The organism is Streptomyces sp. NRRL S-646 (assembly GCF_000720765.1).
In the GTDB taxonomy this organism is placed as follows: Bacteria; Actinomycetota; Actinomycetes; order Streptomycetales; family Streptomycetaceae; genus Streptomyces.
This window is the reverse complement of sequence record NZ_JODC01000005.1, coordinates 138,931-158,877: the sequence shown is the minus strand read 5'-3', so window position 1 is coordinate 158,877 and position 19,947 is coordinate 138,931. Positions and strand designations below refer to the sequence as shown.

18 protein-coding genes, 1 pseudogene and 2 riboswitches are annotated in these 19,947 nt (G+C 70.4%); of the genes and pseudogenes, 11 read left to right on the top strand and 8 right to left on the bottom strand.

What is annotated here, in order from left to right; translation table 11 throughout:
• Positions 1–251: 251 nt before the first annotated feature.
• The 6 genes from rfbB (at position 252) to IH68_RS0110585 (ending at position 5,632) form a co-directional block, all read left to right on the top strand.
• Positions 252–1,226 (top strand): dTDP-glucose 4,6-dehydratase, encoded by a 975-nt coding sequence (gene rfbB, locus IH68_RS0110610; protein WP_030932069.1) that lies wholly within the window; start codon positions 252–254, stop codon positions 1,224–1,226.
• A 44-nt stretch (positions 1,227–1,270) separates the two neighbouring features.
• On the top strand, positions 1,271–2,140 hold the full coding sequence (gene rfbA / locus IH68_RS0110605; protein WP_030932067.1) for a glucose-1-phosphate thymidylyltransferase RfbA: 870 nt from the start codon (positions 1,271–1,273) through the stop codon (positions 2,138–2,140).
• A gap of 111 nt (positions 2,141–2,251) precedes the next feature.
• Positions 2,252–3,634 carry a class II 3-deoxy-7-phosphoheptulonate synthase gene (locus IH68_RS0110600; protein ID WP_051833345.1) on the top strand — a complete coding sequence of 461 codons (1,383 nt, stop codon included), beginning with the start codon at positions 2,252–2,254 and terminating at the stop codon, positions 3,632–3,634.
• Positions 3,631–4,815, top strand: coding sequence for a chorismate synthase (aroC, locus tag IH68_RS0110595; protein ID WP_030932062.1), 1,185 nt, complete (start codon positions 3,631–3,633; stop codon positions 4,813–4,815). The genes IH68_RS0110600 and aroC overlap by 4 nt, the downstream gene beginning before the upstream one ends.
• Positions 4,812–5,387, top strand: coding sequence for a shikimate kinase (locus IH68_RS0110590; RefSeq protein ID WP_078912403.1), 576 nt, complete (start codon positions 4,812–4,814; stop codon positions 5,385–5,387). The genes aroC and IH68_RS0110590 overlap by 4 nt, the downstream gene beginning before the upstream one ends.
• Positions 5,345–5,632 (top strand): hypothetical protein, encoded by a 288-nt coding sequence (locus IH68_RS0110585; protein WP_030932055.1) that lies wholly within the window; start codon positions 5,345–5,347, stop codon positions 5,630–5,632. The genes IH68_RS0110590 and IH68_RS0110585 overlap by 43 nt, the downstream gene beginning before the upstream one ends.
• A gap of 19 nt (positions 5,633–5,651) precedes the next feature.
• On the opposite strand, the gene IH68_RS0110580 is transcribed toward IH68_RS0110585, so the two are convergent.
• From IH68_RS0110580 to IH68_RS0110570, 3 genes are read right to left on the bottom strand one after another with little or no spacing between them, the layout of a single operon-like run.
• Positions 5,652–6,722, bottom strand: coding sequence for a prenyltransferase/squalene oxidase repeat-containing protein (locus IH68_RS0110580; protein ID WP_030932052.1), 1,071 nt, complete (start codon positions 6,720–6,722; stop codon positions 5,652–5,654).
• Positions 6,719–7,453 carry a class I SAM-dependent methyltransferase gene (locus tag IH68_RS0110575; protein ID WP_030932049.1) on the bottom strand — a complete coding sequence of 245 codons (735 nt, stop codon included), beginning with the start codon at positions 7,451–7,453 and terminating at the stop codon, positions 6,719–6,721. Before IH68_RS0110575 ends, IH68_RS0110580 begins: the two co-directional genes overlap by 4 nt.
• The gene (locus IH68_RS0110570) at positions 7,447–8,844 is read right to left on the bottom strand and encodes a glycosyltransferase family 4 protein (RefSeq protein WP_030932046.1); all 1,398 of its coding nucleotides are present in this window, start codon (positions 8,842–8,844) and stop codon (positions 7,447–7,449) included. Before IH68_RS0110570 ends, IH68_RS0110575 begins: the two co-directional genes overlap by 7 nt.
• A 219-nt stretch (positions 8,845–9,063) precedes the next feature.
• Here IH68_RS0110570 and IH68_RS0110565 point away from each other — a divergent pair, with 219 nt between their 5' ends.
• On the top strand, positions 9,064–9,714 hold the full coding sequence (locus tag IH68_RS0110565; protein WP_037884722.1) for a TetR family transcriptional regulator: 651 nt from the start codon (positions 9,064–9,066) through the stop codon (positions 9,712–9,714).
• A 309-nt stretch (positions 9,715–10,023) separates the two neighbouring features.
• On the opposite strand, the gene IH68_RS0110560 is transcribed toward IH68_RS0110565, so the two are convergent.
• Positions 10,024–10,887, bottom strand: a complete 864-nt coding sequence (locus IH68_RS0110560; protein WP_030932040.1) for a tetratricopeptide repeat protein — start codon at positions 10,885–10,887, stop codon at positions 10,024–10,026.
• 58 nt (positions 10,888–10,945) lie between these two features.
• Positions 10,946–11,133, bottom strand: a riboswitch (TPP riboswitch).
• A gap of 73 nt (positions 11,134–11,206) precedes the next feature.
• Entirely contained in the window at positions 11,207–11,383 is a 177-nt protein-coding gene (locus tag IH68_RS57055) for a hypothetical protein (protein ID WP_199931866.1), read from the bottom strand.
• Between the two features lie 165 nt (positions 11,384–11,548).
• Between IH68_RS57055 and IH68_RS51705 the strand changes: the two genes are divergently transcribed.
• Entirely contained in the window at positions 11,549–15,208 is a 3,660-nt protein-coding gene (locus tag IH68_RS51705; protein WP_159403663.1) for an XRE family transcriptional regulator, read from the top strand.
• Here IH68_RS51705 and IH68_RS0110545 read toward each other — a convergent pair.
• On the bottom strand, positions 15,162–15,395 hold the full coding sequence (locus tag IH68_RS0110545) for a ferredoxin (RefSeq protein ID WP_030932035.1): 234 nt from the start codon (positions 15,393–15,395) through the stop codon (positions 15,162–15,164). The genes IH68_RS51705 and IH68_RS0110545 overlap by 47 nt on opposite strands.
• Before the next feature lie 6 nt (positions 15,396–15,401).
• The gene (locus IH68_RS0110540) at positions 15,402–16,859 is read right to left on the bottom strand and encodes an aldehyde dehydrogenase (protein ID WP_030932033.1); all 1,458 of its coding nucleotides are present in this window, start codon (positions 16,857–16,859) and stop codon (positions 15,402–15,404) included.
• 189 nt (positions 16,860–17,048) lie between these two features.
• Between IH68_RS0110540 and IH68_RS0110535 the strand changes: the two genes are divergently transcribed.
• The 3 genes and pseudogenes from IH68_RS0110535 (at position 17,049) to IH68_RS52930 (ending at position 18,989) form a co-directional block, all read left to right on the top strand.
• Positions 17,049–18,092 (top strand): MBL fold metallo-hydrolase, encoded by a 1,044-nt coding sequence (locus IH68_RS0110535; protein WP_030932031.1) that lies wholly within the window; start codon positions 17,049–17,051, stop codon positions 18,090–18,092.
• A gap of 42 nt (positions 18,093–18,134) precedes the next feature.
• Positions 18,135–18,581: pseudogene (locus IH68_RS57930) on the top strand (nuclear transport factor 2 family protein); the annotation flags it as partial.
• Between the two features lie 63 nt (positions 18,582–18,644).
• Positions 18,645–18,989, top strand: a complete 345-nt coding sequence (locus tag IH68_RS52930; RefSeq protein WP_234341329.1) for a RidA family protein — start codon at positions 18,645–18,647, stop codon at positions 18,987–18,989.
• A gap of 10 nt (positions 18,990–18,999) precedes the next feature.
• Here IH68_RS52930 and IH68_RS0110525 read toward each other — a convergent pair whose 3' ends face one another.
• Entirely contained in the window at positions 19,000–19,656 is a 657-nt protein-coding gene (locus IH68_RS0110525) for a phosphotransferase (protein ID WP_030932025.1), read from the bottom strand.
• Between the two features lie 91 nt (positions 19,657–19,747).
• A riboswitch (cobalamin riboswitch) is annotated at positions 19,748–19,821 on the top strand.
• Positions 19,822–19,947: the final 126 nt, after the last annotated feature.

Here is a 19,947-nt window from a genome sequence, read left to right as displayed (position 1 = left end):
TTAAAAAAACTCATCGACGCCGCCACGGGGAATCCGGTCCGTAACAAATAATTCACATGCGACACCCCCTCCTCGGAATCAAGTACTCCGCTTAGCGGGCTGAGGTGCAGAGCTTTAGAAGCTCATTACCAACGGGCATGTTTCCGGCGGCCGCTCCTCCCGGCAGCGGACCACACAGCTCCATGATCACGCCGTTGCGCAGGTATGTTCGATGTTCTACGATGCTTCAACCAATCGGAGGTCTTTCTGCCATGCACGTTTTAGTGACAGGCGGCGCCGGGTTTATCGGGAGTAATTACGTACGCCGTCTCCTGAACGGCCGGTCCGACGTCAACGCCGATAAGGTCACCGTTCTCGACAAGCTCACCTACGCGGGAAACACCGCGAATCTCGACCCCGTTCTCGGACATCCGGCACTGCGCTTTGTCCAGGGCGACATAGGCGACCCGGACCTGGTACCGGAACTGCTCACCGGGGTCGACGCGGTCGTCAACTTCGCCGCCGAGACCCATGTCGACCGCTCGATCCAGAACTCCGCCGAGTTCGTCACCACCAATGTCCTCGGCACCCAGAACCTTCTCCAGGCGGCCCTGCACACCGGCGTCGGCCGGTTCCTGCACGTATCCACGGACGAGGTGTACGGCTCCATCGAGTCGGGTTCCTGGACCGAGGAGTGGCCGCTGACCCCCAACTCCCCCTACGCCGCCGCCAAGGCGGGCGCCGACCTGCTGGTGCGCTCCTACGCGCGCACCCACGGGCTGAACGTCGGCATCACCCGGTGCAGCAACAACTACGGCCCCTACCAGTACCCCGAGAAGCTGGTCCCCCACTTCGTGACCACTCTCGCCCGCGGCGGCACCGTCCCGCTGTACGGCGACGGACTCAACGTCCGCGACTGGCTGCACGTCGACGACCACTGCCGCGGTATCGACCTGGTGCTCACCGAGGGCGCGCCCGGCGAGGTCTACAACATCGGCGGCGGCACCGAGTTGACGAACCATCAGCTCACCGGACTGATCCTGGAGGCCTGCGGCGCCGACTGGTCGTCGGTACGCCGGGTTCCCGACCGCAAGGGCCACGACCGCCGCTACTCCCTCGACGACTCCAAGCTGCGTGCCCTCGGCTACCGGCCCCAGGTCGAGTTCGCCCGGGGGCTGGCTGCCACGATCGCCTGGTACCGGGAGAACCCGGCCTGGTGGGAGCCCCTGACGACGACGGCCGCCTGAGTCCGAGCGCATACCCACGCCCCCAAGGCCCGGAAGGACATCCCATGCGCGGCATCATCCTCGCCGGCGGTTCCGGAACCCGGCTGCGCCCGCTGACCAGCGTGCACTCCAAGCAGTTGCTGCCCGTCTACGACAAACCGATGATCTACTACCCGCTCTCCGTGCTGATGCACACCGGCATCCGCGAGATCCTCCTCATCTCCGGCCCCGAGCACGTCGACACCTACCGCTCGCTCCTCGGCGACGGCAGCCGCCTCGGCATCCATCTGCGGTACGCCGTACAGGAAGAACCCCGCGGCATCGCCGAAGCCCTCGTCCTCGGCGGCTCCTTCACCCGCGGGGAACCCGTCTGCCTCATCCTCGGCGACAACATCTTCTACGGCCACCGGCTGCCCGAACTGCTGCGCCGCGAGGCCGGACACCTCGACGGCTGCACCCTGTTCGGCTACCCGGTCAGCGACCCCGAGCGCTACGGCGTGGCCACGGTCGACGACACGGGCACCATCGTCGGCCTCACCGAGAAACCGGCCCGCCCCGCCTCCAACCTGGCCGTCACCGGCCTCTACATGTACGACGGCACCGCCACCGAACGCGCCGCCGCCCTCGCCCCGTCCGACCGCGGCGAGCTGGAGATCACCGACCTCAACCTCGGCTATGTACGGGAGGGCCGGGCCCGCCTGGTCAACCTGGGCCGCGGCTCCGCCTGGTTCGACACCGGCACGCACGACAGTCTGCTGGAGGCCGCGATGTTCGTGCAGGTGCTGGAGAAGCGCCAGGGCATCCGCATCTCCTGCCTGGAGGAGATCGCCTACCGCATGGGATACGTCGACAAGGAACGGCTCGCCCTGCTCGGCAAGGAGCTCTCGGCGTCCTCCGGCTACGGCCGGTACGTGATGGAACTGGCCGCGACCTGAGACATGGACTCCCCCGCGCACAGCCCCACTTCCCCCCACCTGCGGACGACGGTGTCCGGCCAGGCGGCCCATCCCGGGCACACCGCCCGAACCAGTCAGTCAGGAGAGGTCGTGGACACCCTTCTTCCCGGCACTTCGCCCTCCGCGGCGCCACCCGGCACCTGGCGCACCAGGCCGGCGGCACAGCAACCCCCGTGGCCGGACCGGACCGCCCTCGACGACGTCACCCACCGGCTCGCCGCGCTGCCTCCCCTGGTCCTGTGGGACGAGTGCGCGAGGCTGCGCGACCGCTTGGCCGACGTGGCCCGCGGCGAGGCGTTCCTGCTCCAGGGCGGCGACTGCGCCGAGACCCTGGCGGACGTCACCGCGGACGCCGTCCGGGCCAAGCTGAACACCCTGCTCCAGATGTCCGCCGTGCTGACCTACGCGGCCGCCCTGCCGGTCGTGAAGATGGGCCGGATCGCGGGTCAGTACGCCAAGCCGCGCTCCCGGCCCACCGAGACCCGCGACGGCGTCACCCTGCCCGTGTACCGCGGCGACGCCGTCAACGACTTCGCCTTCACTTCCGCGTCCCGCACCCCGAACCCCGAACGCCTGCTGCGGGTGTACCAGTCGTCCGCCAACACCCTCAACCTGGTCCGGGCGTTCATGGCGGGCGGCTACGCCGGCCTCGACCAGGTGCACGAGTGGAACAGGGACTTCGTCGCGGGCTCACCCCTGCGCTCCACCTACGAGCACCTCGCCGAACGCATCGACCACGCACTCGACTTCATGCGCGCCATCGGCGGCCGGCCCGAGGAGTTCGACAGCGCCGAGTTCTTCGTCTCCCACGAAGGACTCCTGCTCGACTACGAGTCCGCCCTGACCCGCGAGGACGAGCGCACCGGCCTCCCCTACGCCGCCTCCGGCCACCTGCTGTGGATCGGCGAGCGCACCCGTGACCTCGACGGCGCCCATGTCGAGTACTTCTCCGGCATCGCCAACCCGATCGCCGTGAAACTGGGCCCCACCACGACCACCGACACCGCACTGCGGCTGATCGACCGCCTCGATCCCGAACGCGTCCCCGGCCGGCTGACGTTCGTCACCCGCATGGGCAGGGACAAGGTGCGCGAGGCACTGCCGCCGCTCGTGGAGAAGGTCACCGCCTCCGGCGCCCAGGTGGCCTGGATCTGCGATCCCATGCACGGCAACACCATTGAGGCCCCCTCCGGCCACAAGACCCGCCGCTTCGACGACGTCCTGGAGGAGGTCAGGGGCTTCTTCGAGGTCCACCACGAGCTCGGGACCCACCCCGGCGGCATCCATGTGGAGCTGACCGGCACCGATGTCACCGAGTGCGTCGGCGGTGGCCACGAGGTCGCCTTCACGGACCTCTCCTCCCGCTACGAGTCCACCTGCGATCCCCGCCTCAACCGCCGGCAGTCCCTCGATCTGGCCTTCCTGGCAGCCGAGTTCCTCACCAGGACCGTCCGCCAACGGGACCGCGGATGAGTGCGTTGCGCTGGCTGACCGCGGGGGAGTCCCATGGTCCCGCACTGGTGGCGACGCTGGAGGGTCTTGCGGCGGGTGTGCCGGTCACCACGGAGATGGTGGCGGATCATCTGGCCCGGCGCCGGCTGGGGTATGGCCGCGGTGCGCGGATGAAGTTCGAGCGGGACGAGGTCACCTTCCTGGGGGGTGTCCGCCACGGCCTCACGCTCGGTTCCCCGGTCGCGGTGATGGTGGGCAACACCGAGTGGCCGAAGTGGGAGCAGGTCATGGCCGCCGACCCCGTCGACCCCGAGATCCTGGCGGGGCTGGCCCGTAATGCCCCGCTGACCCGCCCCCGCCCCGGTCACGCCGACTTGGCGGGGATGCAGAAGTACGGCTTCGACGAGGCGCGCCCGATCCTGGAACGGGCCTCGGCGCGGGAGACCGCGGCCCGGGTGGCGCTGGGCGCGGTGGCGCGGTCGTACCTGAAGGAGACGGCCGGCATCGAGATCGTCTCCCACGTCGTGGAGTTGTGTGCCGTGAAGGCGCCGGCCGGGGTGTATCCGACGCCGGCCGATGTGGAGCGGCTGGACGCGGATCCGCTGCGCTGTCTGGACGCGGATGCGTCGAAGGCGATGGTCGCCGAGGTCGATCAGGCGCACAAGGACGGTGACACCCTGGGCGGTGTGGTGGAGATCCTCGCCTACGGCGTCCCCGTCGGCCTGGGCTCGCACGTGCACTGGGACCGCCGGCTGGACGCCCGCCTCGCCTGCGCCCTGATGGGCATCCAGGCCATCAAGGGCGTGGAGGTCGGGGACGGGTTCGAGCTGGCCCGGGTGCCGGGTTCGAAGGCGCATGACGAGATCGCGGGCACGCCCGAGGGCATCCGCCGCGTCTCCGGCCGCTCCGGCGGCACGGAGGGCGGCCTGTCCACGGGCGAGCTGCTGCGCGTCCGCGCCGCGATGAAACCGATCGCGACCGTCCCGCGGGCCCTGCAGACGATCGACGTGAGCACGGGTGAGGCCACGCAGGCGCATCACCAGCGCTCGGACGTCTCGGCGGTCCCGGCGGCCGGCATCGTCGCCGAGGCGATGGTCGCCCTCGTCCTGGCGGACGCGGTGGCGGAGAAGTTCGGCGGTGACTCGGTGTCCGAGACGCGCCGCAATGTGCGCTCCTACCTCGACCACCTGCAGATCCGATGAGCGGGCCGCTGGTCGTCCTCGTCGGCCCGATGGGTGTGGGGAAGTCGACGGTCGGGCAGCTGCTCGCCGACCGGCTCGGTGTCGGCTACCGGGACACGGATGACGACATCGTCGCCGGGCAGGGCCGCACCATCGCGGAGATCTTCGTGGACGAGGGTGAGGCGGTCTTCCGGGCGATCGAGAAGGCCGCCGTGACCCGGGCGCTGGGTGAGCATGCGGGGGTGCTGGCGCTGGGCGGCGGTTCGGTCCTGGACGCGGAGACGCGTGCGCTGCTGGTCGGGCAGCGGGTGGTCCACCTCTCGATGGACGTCGAGGAGGCGGTCAGGCGCACCGGTTTGAACCAGGCCCGTCCCCTCCTCGCGGTCGACCCGCGCAAACAATGGCGCGAGCTGATGGAGGCCCGGCGCTCCCTGTACGAGGAGGTCGCCACTGCCGTTGTCCCGACGGACGGGCGTACACCCGAAGAGGTCACCCAAGCTGCCCTCGACGCCGTGGGTTTCACCCGGGGTTCGGCGGCAATCCGCAAAGTATGTCTCGATACAGCAGCGGTAATCGAGCCGGGGCGGTCGTAGCGATCGTCGCCGACATCATGGCCCTCATACTGGGCCTGTGGATCCTGATGTACCTGTTGGACGCCAACCGTGCCAACGACCTGGTGCAGTTCGTCCACAACGCGGCCAACTGGCTGGCCGGCTGGTCGCGTGACCTGTTCACCTTCGACAAGGCCTGGGCCCGCGTGATCGCAGGGTACGGCCTGGCGGCCGTGGTCTACCTGTTCATCGGCCACGCGATCGCCGGACGGATGTCGCGCAACTGAGACCTCTGGCGCAGAGGCCTCAGACGCAACAGTCCGGATCCAGCCCCTTCGGAAGCTGCTCCCCGCCGAACACCGTGCAGGTCGCCTCGTGGCCGCCGAGGGCGGCGACCGCCAGCAGCAGGGATCCCGCCGTCCAGGTGGTCAGCTCGCGCGGCCAGATCGCCTCGTCCTCGAAGACGTAGCCCGTCCAGTACAGGCCGGTCTCCGGGTCCCGCAGGTGCTGGATCGACTGGAGGATGTCCAGCGCGCGGTCCGACTCGCCCATCGCCCAGAGGGTGAGGGCGAGTTCGGCCGATTCTCCGCCGGTGACCCACGGGTTGGGGACGACACAGCGCACGCCGAGGCCGGGGACGACGAAGCGCTCCCAGCTCTCCTCCATGCGGGACTTGGCTTCCGCACCCGTCAGCGCGCCGCCCAGCACCGGGTAGTACCAGTCCATCGAGTAGCGGTCCTTGTCGAGGAACCGCTCCGGGTGGCGACGGATCGCGTGGCGGAGCGCTCCGACCGCCAACTCCCAGTCCGGCTGCGGCTCTTCGCGCTGTTCGGCGACGGCGAGCGCGCAGCGCAGCGCGTGGTGGATGGAGGAGGAGCCTGTCAGCAGGGCGTCCGTGGTGTAGCTGCCGTCCTCCTCGCCCTTCCAGCCGATCTGGCCGCCGGGCTGCTGCAGCCGCAGCACGTACTCGATGGCCGCGTAGACGGCCGGCCACATGCGGTCCAGGAAGGTGTCGTCGCCCGTGGACAGGTAGTGGTGCCACACGCCCACGGCGATGTACGCGACGAAGTTCGTCTCGCGTCCGCGGTCGGTGATGTCTTCGGCGTCGCCGTCGGCGTAGGCCGCGTACCAGGAGCCGTCCGGGTTCTGGTGCCGTGCGAGCCATTCGTAGGCCCGCTCGGCGGCCTCGTGCTCGCCCGCCGCGTCCAGGGCCATGGCGGCCTCGGTGTGGTCCCAGGGGTCCAGGTGGTGTCCCCGGAACCACGGGATCGCGCCGTCCTCCCGCTGTACGGCGAGGATGCCGCGGACGGTCGCGGCAGCCTGCTCGGCGGTGAGGACCCCGGGCAGGACGAGGTGTTCTGTCCGGGGAGTGGTCACCGGGCGTCCACCGAGGGCAGGTGGGGCTTGGTCGCGTAGGCCACGAAGCTCTTGCCGATCAGGGGGTTGAGGGCCTGTTCGGCGACTCTGGTGGCCAGGGGCTTCTTCATGATGTCCCAGACCAGGAGCTTGTGATACGCCTTCACCGGCAGCGCCTTGTCGTTGTCGACGCCGAACGCGCACTTCAGCCACCAGTAGGGGGAGTGGAGTGCGTGCGCGTGGTGGGTGCCGTACGGCTTCAGGCCCGCCTCGCGGATCTTGCCGAGCAGCTCGTCCGCCTTGTAGATGCGGATGTGGCCGCCCTCGACCTCGTGGTACGCGTCGGACAGCGCCCAGCAGACCTTCTCGGGGCCGTAGCGCGGGACGGTGATGGCGATGCGGCCGCCGGGCTTGAGCACCCGGACCATCTCGGCCAGTACGCCCTTGTCGTCGGGGATGTGCTCCATGACCTCGGAGATGATCACGACGTCGAAGGACTCGTCCGGGAAGGGGAGGGCAAGGGCGTCGCCCTCCATCGCCGTGGCGGTGGCGCCCGCCGGGGCCTCGCCCGCCTCCTTCATCGCGGCGAACCACTTCGCGACCTCGCGGATCTCCTCGCCGTTCTGGTCGAGCGCCACGACCTGGGCGCCGCGCCGGTAGCACTCGAACGCGTGCCGGCCGGCCCCGCAGCCGAGGTCCAGGACGCGGTCGCCCGGGGCGAGCGGGAACCGGGAGAAGTCGACGGTCAGCACGTGGCCCTGCTTTCGGGATGGGAAGCGGCTAGTTCTTCTACGGCGTCTACGACGGCCTTCGGCGGTGCGGCCGCGCTGTGTGCCGGGGCCGGGGAGCCGCTGATGGCCTCGCGGTATCTGGCGACCGTTCCCTCGGCGGCACGGGCCCAGGTGAAGTGCCGTAGCACCCGCTCACGGCCGGCGCGGCCGAGCCGTACCCGCAGTTCCGGGTCGCCCAGCAGGCGGCTGAGGCCTGCGGCCAGGGCGCCCGGGTCACCCGGCGGCACCGCGAGACAGGTCTCCCCGTCGCGCCCGGCGACCTCGGGGATCGCGCCGCCGGTCGTCGCGACCAGCGGCGTCCCCGTGGCCATCGCCTCGGCCGCCGGGAGCGAGAAGCCCTCGTACAGGGACGGCACGCAGGCGACCTCCGCCGAGCGGACGAGGTCGACGAGCTCGGCGTCCGAGATGCCCTTCACGAACTCGACGGCGCCTTCGAGGCCGTAGCGCTCCATGGCCTGGGCGACGGGGCCCTCGGTGGGCCGCTTGCCGACGACCACGAGGTGGGCGTCGGGGTGCTCGGTGCGGACCTTGGCGAGTGCCTCGACGAGGAACACCAGGCCCTTGAGCGGGACGTCCGCGCTGGACGTCGTCACGATCCGGCCGGGCACGACGGGCACCGACGGGTCCGGCGAGAACAGGTTCGTGTCCGCGCCGATGTGGACCACGTGGATACGGTCCTCACGGACACCCAGGTGGTCGACGATCTCGGCGCGGGACGTGCCCGACACGGTGAGGACCGAGGGCAGGCGGCGGGCGACGCGCTTCTGCATGCGTGTGAAGGCGTACCAGCGCCGTTTGCCCCACCGCTGCTGCCAGTTCTCGGCGGCGTCCAGCTCCAACTGCCGGTCGACGGTGATGGGGTGGTGGATGGTGGTCACCAGCGGGGCGCCCACATCGCCCAACAACCCGTATCCGAGCGTCTGGTTGTCGTGGACGACGTCGAACTCGCCGCGGCGGGCGCGGAGATGGCGGCGGGCGCGGAGGGAGAACGTCAGGGGCTCCGGGAAGCCGCCGGTCCACATGGTCCCGACTTCCAGCGCGTCGATCCAGTCGCGGTACTCGTCGCGCCCCGGGGTGCGGAAGGGGTCCGGCGAGCGGTAGAGGTCCAGGCTCGGCAGTTCCGTCAGCGTGAGGCCGTCGTAGCCCTCGTCGAGGACGGGGTACGGCTGGGAGCCGATGACCTCGACGCGGTGGCCGAGGCGGGCCAGTTCACGTGAGAGGTGGCGGACGTAGACGCCCTGTCCGCCGCAGAACGGGTTCCCTTTATAGGTGAGGAGCGCGATGTGGAGCGGTCGCTCGCCGTCGGCGGCGAGGTCCTCCTGGGGACCCGCCTGACTGGCCTCAGCGGTCACTCTGGGCCCCCTTCTGCGTGCACTGTCCCGCGAGATTACGCCGGGACGCTAATCTAGAACAAGTTTCAGACTTGATCGTCCAGGAGGCTCTGAATCTACCGGCAGGTAGGGGCGCAGTGAGCAGTGGATCAGGTGATTCGCGCCACGGCGGAGGCCCTGCCAAACTCGGTGCGATCACCAGCCCTCACCGACTGTCACGGAACGTACGGAACGGGATCCATGCCTGTGCAAGCGAAGGTGGCCAAGGTGGAAGCACGTACCTCGCAGCCGGCCTCCCCGCCCCTCACGGAGCGGCAGGAGGCGCGTCGTCGGCGCATCCTGCACGCGAGTGCGCAGCTGGCCAGCCGGGGTGGTTTCGACGCGGTGCAGATGCGTGAGGTCGCCGAGTCCTCGCAGGTGGCGCTGGGCACCCTCTACCGCTACTTCCCGTCCAAGATCCATCTGCTGGTCGCCACCATGCAGGACCAGCTGGAGCACATGCACGGCACGCTGCGGAAGAAGCCCCCGCAGGGTGAGACGGCGGCCGAGCGGGTCGCCGAGACGCTGATGCGGGCCTTCCGGGCGCTGCAGCGCGAGCCGCATCTGGCCGACGCGATGGTGCGTGCGCTGACCTTCGCCGACCGGAGCGTCTCGCCCGAGGTGGACCAGGTCTCCCGCCAGACCACCGTGATCATCCTGGACGCGATGGGCCTGGAGAACCCGACCCTCGAGCAGCTCTCCGCGGTCCGTGTCATCGAGCACACCTGGCACTCGGCCCTGATCACCTGGCTCTCGGGCCGCGCCTCCATCGCCCAGGTCAAGATCGACATCGAGACGGTGTGCCGGCTGATCGACCTGACGGATCCGGCGGCGGCCGGGAATCCGTCCTGAGGAGGCCGCTGGAAGCCGGCCGCGGTTCGCCAGAGCCTTGAAGGGGCGCGGGGCTGTATCGACACGCGCACGCGACCGGCGAAGAGGGGGCTGCAGACGGCCGACGACACATCGCGGCCCCGCCGCAGAGCCGCACATCAGCACAGGCGGCGGACCGCTTGGCCGCGCCGGAGGGGCCCGCGCCAGCGGAGCACCTGGCCGCACCACAACAGGCCCGCGCCAGCGGAGCACCTGGCCCCGCCACGAAAGGCCCGCGCCAGCGAGGCACCCCGCCGCACCACGAGAATCCCGCGCCACGAAAGACCCGGCTCAGCCGATCGCCGCCAGGCCGCTCCAGCTCCGCCCGATCACCGCGCCGTCCGCCCACTGCGCCAGCAGCCGCCGTGCCTCCTCCTCCGGGGCCGCGAGGGACACCGTCTGGGTGCCCGTCGGCAGGCTCCGGTCCTGCTGATGGGTGCCCTCGCTGCGGCAGGCGCAGAGCACGCGGACGCTGCCGGCGGGTTCGGCGCCGTAGCCGTGCTCGCCGAACAGTTCGAGCAGGGCCCGCAGGTCCTCCGCCTCGCCGGCCGCCACGGTCACCTCCAGGGTGGGCAGCTCGGAGGCCTCGAAGAGGAGCAGTTCGTCGAAGACGGGGAAGGTCACGCCGTCAAGAACCCGCTCCCCCTTCGGCTCGCCGTCGTGCACGACGATCTCGCCGTACCGCCGCCCTCCGGTCACGGGTACGTTGACCACGCGCCCGCGCGTCGGGCACAGCCGCTCGATCCACACGACCTCGCGCTCACCGCCGGTGTCGAGCCGCACGCAGGCGTTGCCGAAGCGGCCCACGATCTCGCCCTCGCCCTCCGGGAGGTCGATGCCGAAGCCGGCCCAGGCGTCGCGGGCCGTCGTCCGGTCGCGCTGGAGGGTCGCCGCGATGCCCAGGTTCCAGTACGCGGGGTCTCCCTCGCCACGCGGGGCCCGGGCGGCTGCCTCGCGTCCGAGCTCGTACGCCTTCGCCCAGTTCCGCAGGAACTTGTGGGCGAGCGCGGCGTCGTACCACCAGTCGGCGCTCGGTTCCTCGTCCGGGAAGTGGGCGAGCACCTGCTCGTAGAGGCCGGCGGCGCGCAGCCACTCCTCGACCTCCCACGCCTCACGAGCCTGCTTGATCAGCTGTCCGGCCTCGGCCTTGCGCACTCTTCCCCGCCCTGATCGCTCCTGCGGCAACCGCGCGAGCGTAGCCCCGGCACGCATAGGACCTACGAGACGGGTTCCCTTCGCCGGCATTACCCGGGTCAGGTAGTGGAGGTCGCCTTCCACTCGCAGACCTTGCGATCCGCGGCTTTCCGGCCTCTCAGCCCGGACCGTCGACGTCGGTCCCAGCGGACTGACTGCTTCACGCCAGAATCGGCTACTCCGGTTCGGACTCCCTCACTCGTCCCGTAGGCCAATACCAGGATAGAACACCTACTACAGGACAGAACCCACTAAAGTATAGATTTTTTGGCTATGCGCGCTACGGCTTCCTCCTGTTTCGGAGGGCGCCGAGCAGCTCGGCGAGCACCCTGAAGGCCGCGTTCCGGCGGGCGGGCCGGCGGGACCACACGGCGGGCAGGACGACTCCCCCGTAGACCGCGACGAAGACGAGCACGCCAGTGCACAGGACGGGCAGGGGGAGCGAGGGGAAGGGCATGGCGATTCCTCCGGAACGGCGATGACGGGCGGCCTCCGCCACGACGATCGCCCGCCGGTGCCGGGCCGCGGGCCGATCCCGAAGCACGCCGAACTCCCAGCGGAAGACGCAGGTCGGCCCTACGCTTCGGTGGTGTCCGCCGAACCGCGCCGAAGGGGTTGGGAATTGGCCGCAGCACCGCTGCCCGCGGGTCCCGTCGCGGACTTCTGCGCCGAGTTGCGCCGGCTGGTGCGCGCCTGTGGGGTGCCGCAGGCGAAGATCGCTGAGGCGCTCGGCCGTGGCGCCAGTTCGGTCTCGGAGCTGCTGGGCGGGAGGCGGCGGAGGGCTCCGGACTGGGACGACGTGCGGTTGATCGTGGGGCTGTGCGCCGAGCGGCAGGCCGGGCGGCCCGGGCCGGTGGCGGGGCCACACCCGGACGAGGGGTGGTGGCGGAGGCGGCACGCCGAGTTGCAGCACGCCGTGGAACGCGCGCGTACGACGCCGGCAGTCGCGCACCTCGCCGCCCCTTCCGCTCCGTCTCCCACTCGCGTACCAGCCTCCTCACCCAGCCTCGATGCGGCCGACTGCATGGACATGGGGACGGACAAGGCCGTGTACCTGCTGGCCGACGGCCGCCCGGAGCTGATGCACGCCGCGGAGGACCTACTGACTCCATTGCGCGAGGACAAGCAACCGCCCTATTTCCTGGACGCTCTGCTGGAGGGTTTCCCGCAGCGGGTGCGAGCCGCCCATGGCCTCGCGCGCGGCGCCCTGCTCTGGGCGGCCCGCGTGGTGCTCGCAGCGGCGCTGACCCGGTGCACGGAGAAGCTGTCCCAGATGGGGGCCCTGGACTTCGTCCGGCTACTGACTCGCAGCGCGCTGCAACCTCCCGGGGAACAGGACGACTTCCTCGAGTTCGAGGAGATGCTCCCGCTGCGGCCCACCGGCAACCACCACATGCGGCAGGCCCACTACGAGCACTGTGCGCAACTGATCCGCCATCTCGCCGTGTCCTGCTCCGAGTTCGCGCTCACCATGGCCCCGATCGGCACCGTCGTGCGAGACACGGCGGACGGTCCGTACGGAACCGCGTTGGCCGGGCTGGAGGCACTGCTGGCGCAGTGCACGGGCCGGGACACCCCCTTCCCGACCGGCGGCCGGGGTCGGCTGCGCGATCCGATCGCCTCACTCGACTCGCCCGGTCCCCGGCTGCCGAGACTGGCGCAGGGATACGTCAATCCGAGCTTCAGAGTGGCCCGCCCGGAATGGCAGGACGGCTTCGATCACGGTGTCGCCTCGGACAAATGGTGGGAGGAGCAGCCCTCGTACGACACGGTCGAGCACTTCTTCGCCGGGTACCTGATCGGCCTTCCCGCCATGCTCGCCCCACTCCTCGTCCTCGGGCACCCCGGCGCCGGCAAGTCGCTGCTGACGAAGCTCCTGACAGCCCGGCTCCCGGCCGGCGAGTTCCGCCCACTGCGAGTCGAGCTGCGCCACACCCCGGCCGAGGCCGATGTGCAGACGCAGTTGGAGCACGCCTTGCAGCGGGCCACGGGGCGGCCGGTGAGCTGGCCGGACTGGTCGGAGGCGGAACCCGGGGTGGTTCCCGTGGTCCTGCTGGACGGGTTCGACGAACTCCTCCAGGCGGGCGCCCGGCGACTCGACTCCGCCCGGCAATGGGGGTATCTGCGCGAGGTCGAGCGCTTTCAGGAGCGCGAGGCGGAGCTCGGCCGCCCGCTGATCGTGATCGTAACGAGCCGCACGGTGGTCGCCGATCGGGCGGAGATCCCCCGCAACAGCCAGGTGCTGCGCCTGGAACCCTTCGGCGACCGCCAGATCGAGCGGTGGCTGGAGATCTGGAACACCGTGAACGCGGATCATCTGGACCGGCACGGTCTGCGGCCCCTCACCCTGGAGACCGTCCTCCCCCACCGGGACCTGGCGACCCAGCCCCTTCTGCTGCTCATGCTGGCGCTGTACGACTCGGTCGACAACGCGCTACACCGGCTGCGCGACGAGGACATCAGCCGGACACAGCTGTACGACCGGCTGCTCACGCAGTTCGTCCGCCGCCAGGTCGAGAAGGAGGGATGCCTTCCGCCGACCGAGGCAGCCGTCGCCGTCGAGCGTGAACTGCACCGCCTGTCAGTGATCGCACTCGGTATGTTCCATCGCGGTGCCCAGTCCATCAGCGGCGAGGAGGCGGACCGGGACCTGCGGGCCCTCGACGCCCCGGCGGACGCAGGCTCCGGGGTGCTGTTCGGACGGTTCTTCTTCGTGCACGAAGCGCAGGCCGTCGTCACGGAACAGCGATTGCGCAGCTACGAGTTCATGCACGCCACCTTCGGCGAGCATCTGACGGCACGGCTGATCGACGCGGCGCTGCGGCGGCTCCGCGATCAAAGCCCCTTGGACGACGGCGAGTTGTACGCCCTGCTGTCGTTCACTCCGCTCACGGACCGGGCGCAGATCGTGCAGAACCTGCGGAACATGCTCGCGGCCCGACCCGGGGAGTCTTCGCGCAGCGAGCTGGCGGCTGGGCTCTTCGAGTTGTTCCGGGCGGTCGAGTGGGACGGTCCTGAGCACCGTACGGACGCGGGTTATGCTCCGGTCCGGCAGCCGCGTGCGTACCGGGACGCGGTGTACGAGGCCAACCTGGTGGTGATCGCGGTACTTGCGGTGGGCGAGGTGTCTGCCTCACAACTCCTCGGATCTGTAGTCGACTTGGACATCGGCTGGCGACGACACGCGATGGGATGGCAGGCGCAGATGTCCCAGGAGTCATGGGACCTGCTGTGCTCGACGCTCCGCGTCCACCATGGTGAGCGTCCCTGGACTTACGACGCGACCGAGGAGGCCGCGGATCTGCTCATCACCACAGAGTCCAGACCGCTGGTCCCCCACGAACTCGACCGGAACCGGCTGGCGCTGGTGTCGTCCAAGAGCAACACGGAGGCTGTGATCAGACGGGTCACGTTCACGGGGGACGGCGACACGGAACTGCTCCTGCACACCTGCTACCCGCTGCTGGCCCAGTTGCCCGGCGCAGTGGCCGGGATAGGCCCTCCGGACATCCGGAGTCCGGCCCAGACTCTCCTGGCCCTGCTCATCAGGGACGTCGAGATCCCTCTGACGCTTCCCGACCTGTACGTCACGTGCCTGAACCAGTTGGACACGCTTACGGCCCTCGAAGCGACCGTCTACCTGGAGGCGCTGTTGCGCCAGCTGGTCCATGACGCGCCCGCGATGCCCGTCGGCGACCTGGCCCGGGTGTTGCCCAGGCTGCATGAGGCCCTGAACAGGACCGGCACCAACACCAAGGCGATGAGCCAGCTGGCCCTGCGCTGCATCCGCGACGCCTTGGATCGAGGAAACGACCGCCTGAACGAGGTACTCGACCCGTTCCGCACCTTCTTCGTCGAATCCGAAGACCCTGGAACGGGTGGGCGTTTCGCCCTCCACGACGTGCGGCACATGAGCCACTCCACTCACACCTGGCAGTGGGCGGGCTGCCCTCGTGGCAAGGCCGCCGCCCGCGAGCTCGACAACTTGCTCGCGCATCTCGACCTGGCGCACACAGGCCTGGCCAGCCCAGAAGTCCTCATCGACCTCCTCCGCCTCGCCGCCGAACTCGACCTCCGCGACTGGCTCTCCGCCCACGCCGACGACATCCTCGGCGCGCTGCCCCTCGAGGCCTTCGGCCTCCTGCGCCCCTCCGACCTGCGCCCATTGCGGGCCGCACTGCCGAACGGCGCGTACGAGGCGGAGTTCAGGGAGGTGGAGTGGACGTGGCGCGGCCCTACTCCTCCGGCGGAAACACCGGCTCCCCGCTCCCCAACAGCGTGATCACGATCGCCTCCACCGGGCAGTTCTCCGCCGCATCCAGGATGCGTTCGTTGGCGTCGGTCTCCGGCTCGACGGGGTGGGACTGCATGGCGGAGTCGAGGCGGAAGGCCCCGGTCGCCCGGTGGACGCACTGGGCCGAGCCGATGCACACGGAGCGGTCGACCTCGACGTGCCAGCGGTCGCCCATGGTCGCTCAGCCCTCCCAGCCCGCCGGGAGATGGATCATCTTGTGTTCGAGGTACTCGCCGTAGCCCTCGGGGCCGAACTCCCGGCCCAGGCCTGAGTTCTTGTAGCCGCCGAAGGGGCCGAGCATGTCGAGGCTGAAGGTGTTCACCGAGTACGTGCCGGTACGGACCTGCCGCGCCACCTCGATGCCGTGCCCGACGTCCGCCGTCCACACGCTGCCGCTCAGCCCGTACTCGGAGTCGTTCGCGATCTTCAGGGCTTCGGACTCGTCGCCGTACGGGAGCAGACAGATCACCGGGCCGAAGATCTCCTCCCGCGCTATCCGCATCGAGTTGTCGACGTCGCCGAAGAGGGTCGGCTCGACGTACCAGCCGCGGTCCAGGCCCGGCGGACGGCCGCCGCCGGTGAGGATCTTGGCGCCCTCCTCCTGACCGATGCGGATGTAGTCGAGGTTGCGCTGCTGCTGGCGCCTGGCGACGAGTGGGCCGACCTGGGTCGCCGCATCCAGCGGGTCGCCGACGACCAGGGCGCTCGCCGCCGCCGCGAAGGCCTCGGCGAACTCGTCGTAGCGCGAGCGCGGCAGAAGGATGCGGGTCTGGGCCACGCACGCCTGGCCGTTGTTCATCCAGGCCGCCGGGACGACGCCCGCGACGGTGGTCGCCACGTCCGCGTCCGGCAGGACGACCGCCGCCGACTTGCCACCCAACTCCAGTGTCACGCGGGTGAGATTGCGCGACGCCACCTCCATCACGCGCCTGCCCGCCGCCACCGAGCCCGTGAAGGAGACCTTGTCGATCCCCGGGTGCCCGACCAGGTACTCGCTGACCTCGCGGTCGGCGGGGAGGATCGACAGCACGCCCTCCGGCAGGCCGGCCTCGCGGGTGATGTCGGCCAGGATGTACGCGTCCAGCGGCGACTCGGGCGACGGCTTGAGCACCACCGTGCAGCCGGTGAGCAGCGCGGGCGCGAGCTTGGCGGCGGCCACGAACTGCGGGACGTTCCAAGGGACTACGGCCGCCACGACCCCGACCGGCTCCCGCCGCACCAGGATCTTCCCGAGGACACCATCGCGCTGCTCCTCGTACGTGAAGTTCCGGGCGACCGTGATCGCCGCGTCCCACACCATCATCGCGCCGAGCGCCTGCGCGAGGACGCTCCAGGAGTACGGCGACCCGTTCTCGGAGGAGATCACGCGGGCGATCTCCTCGTGCCGTACGGCGATCGCGTCCTTGATGCGGGTGACGACCTCGATCCGTTCACCGAGGGTCATCCGCGGCCAGGGCCCCTCGTCGAAGGCGCGGCGCGCGACGGCGACGGCCCGGTCGACGTCCTCCCGCGAGGCGTGCGGCACCCGCCCGATGACCTCCTCGGTGTGCGGCGAGATCACCTCGATGACGTCCTTGCCGAGGGGGTCGGTCAACTCCCCGCCGATGAACAGCTGTCCGTGTTCCACGAGCTCGGTCATGGCCGACTGCCTCCCCGGAGCGCCTGTCTCTGACGGTTCATCAGATACGGCACTGATACCAGTTCCCCTCGGAGGAGTCCACGGGCCGCACACGACTTGACCGCGCAGACAGGTGACTTGAGCTCCCATCGAAACGCGTTCTAGTTATAGTGGCCCGAGCGTGGCCGGTTCGCGGTGATTGGGGAGCCCATGACGCAGGAGCCCACGACGCAGGTGTACGACCACGGCGGAGGCGTCCGGTCGATCCAGGTCCCCATCCCGGACAATCCGCTCGGCCATACGCTGGTCTACGTCGTCGACACCGACCGCGGGCCGGTACTGGTCGACACGGGATGGGACGACCCCGCCTCCTGGGACACGCTCGCCGAGGGACTGGCGGCCTGCGGTACGGCGGTGGGCAAGGTGTACGGCGTCGTCATCACCCACCACCACCCCGACCACCACGGCCTCTCCGGCAAGGTGCGCGAGGCGTCCGGCGCCTGGATCGCCATGCATGCCGCGGACACGGCGATCGTGCGGCGCACCCGCGACACCCGGCCGGGGCGCTGGTTCGCGTACATGACCGCCAAGCTGGTCGCCGCCGGCGCCCCCGAGGAACACGTGGCACCGTTGCGCGACGCGGCCCCCCGCACCACCCTGCCGGGCTTCTCCCCCGCCCTGCCCGACCGGGAGATCGTCCCCGGCGAGCTGCTCGACCTCCCGGGCCGTCGGCTGCGCGCGATCTGGACGCCGGGACACACCCCCGGCCATGTCTGCCTGCACCTGGAGGAACAGCACCCGGCCCGACTCCCGGGCCACGGACGGCTGTTCTCCGGCGACCATCTGCTCCCCGAGATCACCCCGCACATCGGCCTGTACGAGGACCCGGACGACACCACGGTCACCGACCCCCTCGGCGACTACCTCGACTCCCTCGAACGCGTCGGCCGTCTCGCGCCCGCCGAGGTGCTCCCCGCCCACCAGCACGTGTTCGCCGACGCGCCCGCCCGCGTACGGGAGTTGCTGGACCATCACGAGGAGCGGCTCAGCGGCCTCGGATCCCTCCTGGTGGAACCGCTCACCCCCTGGCAGGTCGCCGAGCGCATGGAGTGGAACCGGCCCTGGGCCCAGATCCCGTACGGATCACGGAACATCGCGGTCTCGGAGGCCGAGGCGCATCTGCGGCGGCTGGTGAAGCTGGGGCGGGCGGAGGCGGTGGCGGGGAGCGATCCGGTGACGTACGTGGCGGTGTAAAGCGGTCGCGTCCGGTGATCCGCCCCTGCTACCAACGGTCCCATGGACCCGTTGCAGCAACTCCTCGCCGAACGCGCCTGCGAGCGTCTGATCCTCGACTTCGTCCATCGCCTGGACCTCGGCGAACCGGCCTCCGTGGCCGAGCTGTTCACGGAGGACGGCTGGTGGGAGTGGCCGCCTCCCGGGGACGGCCGGCGGTCCGAGGGGCGGGAGGCGCTGCGGAAGTACTTCGGCGCACGACCCGCGGACAAGCTCTCCCGGCGGATCATGTCCAACATCCGCGTCACGGTGACATCGGCGGACACGGCCGAGGCCACGTCGTACTTCACGACGTACCGGATCGAAGGCTGGACGGGCGGCATGGTCCCGGCCGCCCCGCCCGTCCAGGTCGGGCACTACGAGGACACCTTCCGCCGCGTCGACGGCCGTTGGCTGCTCGCCTCCCGCACTCTGCACCTCCCCTTCGGCGGCCCGACCCCGCATGTCGGCCGCGGCCCTCTCGAACCCGTCCGTACCGACCGCGCACCCTTTGTCCCCTTCGCCGACGGCAGCGTGCCACCGCTGTCCCAGGGGGTGCGGAGCGGCCCGCTGCTGTTCACCTCGGGCCAGGGGCCGCTGGATCCGACGACCGGCGAGATGCCCGCGGACTTCGGCGCGCAGGCACGGCAGGTGCTCGCGAACATCGAGGCCGTCGTCGCGGCGGCAGGCGGCGACCGGCGGTCGATCGCACGCTGCACCTGCCATCTGGCCGACCGCGCCCACTTCGCCGAGTTCAACCGCGTCTACCGGGAGTTCTTCACGGACTGCTCGCCCCTGCCCGCTCGTACGACGGTGGTGGTGCGGCCGGTGCGCGAGGGGGTGCTCGTGGAGGTGGACGCGGTGGCCGTCGTCGGCTGAGCGCGCACCTCTACGCGATCGTACGAATCAACTCCTCGGCTGCCCCGAGAAGTTCGACCTCCCGTCGACTCATCGTCGGGTTGGCCGCGCGCCGTCGTCGGGCCTCCCTCAGGCCGTCGTCGGTGAGGTGTGAGGGGTCGGCGAGGAGGGCGGCCAGCATGGCGCGGGCGGCGTCGGCGACCGGTTCGTCGCCTACGGCGACCTGCGCGAGGATCACGGCGGACACGCCCCAGTCCAGGCCCGGGTGACCCTCCTCCGTGTTGCTCCAGTCGATCACGTACGGACCGTCGGGCGTGAGCATCACATTGTCCGGATGCAGATCGAGGTGGAGCACTCGGCAGTCGGCGGAACCAGGGCCCGGGATGGCATGCAGTCGGCGCAGGAGGTCGGCGAGCGTCGCACCGGCGTCCTCGGCCCCGAGCGAACCGGCCAGGCACGCCTCAAGCATGGTCGGCCCCGACAGCCGCTCCATCACCAGCTCGGTCGGCGTGGAGTCGGACAGCCGTACCCGGGGCACGGGATAGCCGTGTGCGCGTACGTGCTCCATCACGACCCCCTCGGCGACCGCGTCGCCCCACCCCTCGCGGTTGCGCCGCAGCACCCACGTCTCGTCGATCTCGTACACGTCGTTGACTCGACCCGTGCCGAGCAGCCTCCCCGTAGCCATGGGCCGAACCTATCGCCGCCCGCCTCACAGGCGGCTCTCAGCGTGTTCCTACGGGCCGGTACAGTGGCCGGGTCGTCATCACGCCGTACGGGGGGAAGCCGGTGCAATTCCGGCGCTGACCCGCAACCGTGACCCGCCCGCCGCAGGCGGTCAGCCGGATTGCCCCGCACGCTTGTGACCGGCTCACGTGCGTCGGCACCCGTCGGCGTGCGGCACCGTCGAGGCATACGGAGCCGAGCCGCCCGGGGCTGTCCCGTGCTGCCCGCTCCCGCAGGGAGAGGCACCCGCCGA